Annotated in this window: 3 protein-coding genes; all 3 read right to left on the bottom strand. The window is 70.0% G+C overall.

The window, feature by feature from the left end; translation table 11 throughout:
• Positions 1 to 89: 89 nt before the first annotated feature.
• Entirely contained in the window at positions 90 to 698 is a 609-nt protein-coding gene (locus AB0D57_RS47485; RefSeq protein WP_362088734.1) for a TetR family transcriptional regulator, read from the bottom strand.
• Positions 695 to 2,302, bottom strand: coding sequence for an MFS transporter (locus AB0D57_RS47480; RefSeq protein ID WP_362088733.1), 1,608 nt, complete (start codon positions 2,300 to 2,302; stop codon positions 695 to 697). Before AB0D57_RS47480 ends, AB0D57_RS47485 begins: the two co-directional genes overlap by 4 nt.
• 104 nt (positions 2,303 to 2,406) lie before the next feature.
• On the bottom strand, positions 2,407 to 2,760 hold a 354-nt coding region (locus AB0D57_RS47475), incomplete at its 5' end, for an ATP-binding protein (RefSeq protein ID WP_362088732.1).

Genomic DNA, 2,760 nt, shown 5'->3' with positions numbered 1-2,760 from the left:
TCCGCCTTGCAGTTGGACGCACCAGACCCCGCTCACCAGCGTTTATAGGGCGCCGCCGATTTCCTGCGACTTGATCCGCCGGACAGGCCCTAGAACGCCAAGCCGTGGGACAGCAGGGGGAGGTGACGGTCGTACAGCTCCGCCAGGTCCTCCTCGCCACCGCCCTCGACCCAGTGCCGTACGAGTGTGGTGAACACGGCGATGATGGCCGCCGCCGCACACTTCACGTCCAGGTCCCCGGCGGCCCGCCCGCTGCGCTCCGCGATGATCGCGGCGATCGCCTCCTCGCTGCGCTGCTGCTCGCCGACCGAGCGGGCCCGGATCGCGGGGTCCGTGAAGGTGATCCGGGTCCGCAGCAGCAGTTCTTCGCGGTCCTGCTCGAGCATCTGCCCCATCGGCCCCTTCAGGGCGTGCAGGATCGCGTCGACGATGGGTTCGTCGGCGGGCCGCGCGCGCAGGGCCTCGGCGAGTGCGGGGTCGTACTCGTCCTGGATGACCACGTCCTCCTTGGTGGGGAAGTACCGGAAGAACGTGCTCGACGAGATCTCCGCCGCCTCCGCGATCTGGTCGACGGTCGTCGCCTCGTACCCGTGTTCGCCGAACAGGCGGTACGCCTCGCGCCGGACGCGCTCGCGGGTCTTCTGCTTCTTGCGCTCCCGCAGACCGAGGGGTGCGGCCGAGGTCTCCTGCATCGTCATGCCACCGATTCTGCGTGCTCCGGCGCTGTCGGGGCCACCTTGGGCGACGCGGAGGACGTGGTGGAGGACTTGGAGGATGTACGGGATGTCGTGGACCGGCTCGGCAGGTAGCGCGCGGCGAGTACGGCGGCGATCAGCGAGATCACTCCGCAGGCTGTCAGGACCAGGTTCATTCCATGGATGAAGGCTTCGTGCGCGGAGACAGCGAGGCCGGTGTCCTGCAGCTGCCGGGCGACCTCGTCCGCGCCGGACACCGAGTCGCGGGCCGCGTCGGCCGCCTGCGCCGGGAGGCCGTCGGTGCTGAGCCGGTCCAGGTAGCCGTAGCCGAGCAGGCTGCCGAGGCCCGCCACGCCGAGGACGCCGCCGAGTTGCTGGAGGGTCTCCAGCACGCTCGTCCCCTGTCCGGTGTTGTCGACCGGCAGTGAACCCATCACCAGGCTGGTCGCGGGTACGACGGCGAGCCCGAAGCCCAGCCCGGTGACGGAGAGCCACAGCGCGGTGAAGGCGTAGCCGTCCCCACTGTTCGAGGTCGCGCCGAGGAAGACGCCCGCGGCAAGGAGTGCCATGCCGAACGGGATGACGGTGCGGGCGCCGAGCCGTGGAACGAGGGATTCGCTCACCGTGGCGGCGGCCATCAGCCCGCCGATCAGGGGCAGTACGCGGATCCCGGTGGCGAAGGCGTCGTTGCCGAGCACGGCCTGCAGGTACTGCGGGACGACGAAGAGGATGCCCATCACGGCGAAGTTGACGAAGACCGCGATCAGCGTGCCCCACAGGAACCGGCGATCGGCGAACAGCTTGAAGTCGACCAGCGGGTGCGGGTGGCGGCGCTCGCGCAGCACGAATCCGGTGAGCAGGGCGGCTCCGCCGACGAGGGTGGCCAGCACCGTGGGGTCGGTCCAGCCGTCGCGCGGGATCAGGATCGTGCCGTACACCAGTGCGGTGATGCCGAGGGCGCTCAGTACGGCGCCGAGGGCGTCGAAGGGGACGGAGGTCTCGCGCTTCTTGTCGCTCGGCAGCAGCCACAGCCCGGCGGCCAGGGCCAGGACGGTGACGGGCACGTTGAAGAGGAAGACCGAGCCCCACCAGAAGTGGTCGAGCAGCCAGCCGCCGACGAGGGGGCCCACGGGCATACCCAGGGCGGTGGCGGCGGTCCAGGTGGCGATGGCCTTCGGCAGCTCCTCCTTGGCGAAGACGCGCGGCAGGATCGCCATCGACAGCGGCAGGATCATGGCCGCGCCGAGGCCGAGGACGGCCCGTGCCGCGATGACCGTCGCGGGCGAGCCGGCGAGCGCGCCGCCCACCGAGGCGAGGCCGAAGAGGGCGATCCCGGAGAGCAGAAGCCGTTTGTGGCCGTAGCGGTCGCCCAGCATGCCGATCGGGAGCATCGCCACGGACAGGGTCAGTAGATAGCCGCCGCCGATCCACTGCAGCTGCGAGCTGTCGGCGTGCAGATCGCCGGCGAGGGTCGGCAGGGCGACGTTGATGATCGTGCCGTCGAGCGCGACGATCAGCACGCTGAACGTGAGGGCGGCCAGCGCTAACCAGCGGCGGGGGGAGCGGGCCAGGGCGGACGACGACGGAGACAGGTCTGGCATGGACATACGGACCTCCAGGAAGGGAGCAACCTGATGAAAGACTACTCCCAAATGGGAGTCCACTGTCAATATGGAGTTGTCTATCAGATTAAGAGGGGTGTGGCGCGCCCTCACCACGTGTACGGGAGATCCACCTCGATCACGGTCGGCCCCCCGAGAGGGCTGGTCATCCGCAGCGTGCCGTCGAGCGCGGCAACCCGCCGCCGCATGCCGAGCAGCCCCGAGCCGCCCGCTTCTCCCCCAGAGCCGAAAGTCTGGGTGATCCCGGCACCGCCCTGGCCCTCGTCCCGTACGACCACGCTCAAACCCGCCGCCGTACGGGCGAGTCGGATCGACGCACGCTCCGAACCACTGTGCTTCCCGGCGTTCGTCAGCGCCTCGGCGACCACGAAGTACGCCGCCGCCTCGATCGCGGCCGGTGCCCGGGAACCGCTCTGTGCCCCGTCCTCCAGACCGTCCACGAC

Source organism: Streptomyces sp. NPDC048275, assembly GCF_040652275.1.
GTDB lineage: Bacteria > Actinomycetota > Actinomycetes > Streptomycetales > Streptomycetaceae > Streptomyces.
This window is presented reverse-complemented; position numbering and strand designations above follow the sequence as displayed.

What these genes read in the sequence shown, in the direction of transcription:
- AB0D57_RS47485 (WP_362088734.1), bottom strand. Translation starts at nt 698, where the DNA reads ATGACGATGCAGGAGACCTCGGCCGCACCCCTCGGTCTGCGGGAGCGC.
- AB0D57_RS47480 (WP_362088733.1), bottom strand. Translation starts at nt 2,302, where the DNA reads ATGTCCATGCCAGACCTGTCTCCGTCGTCGTCCGCCCTGGCCCGCTCC.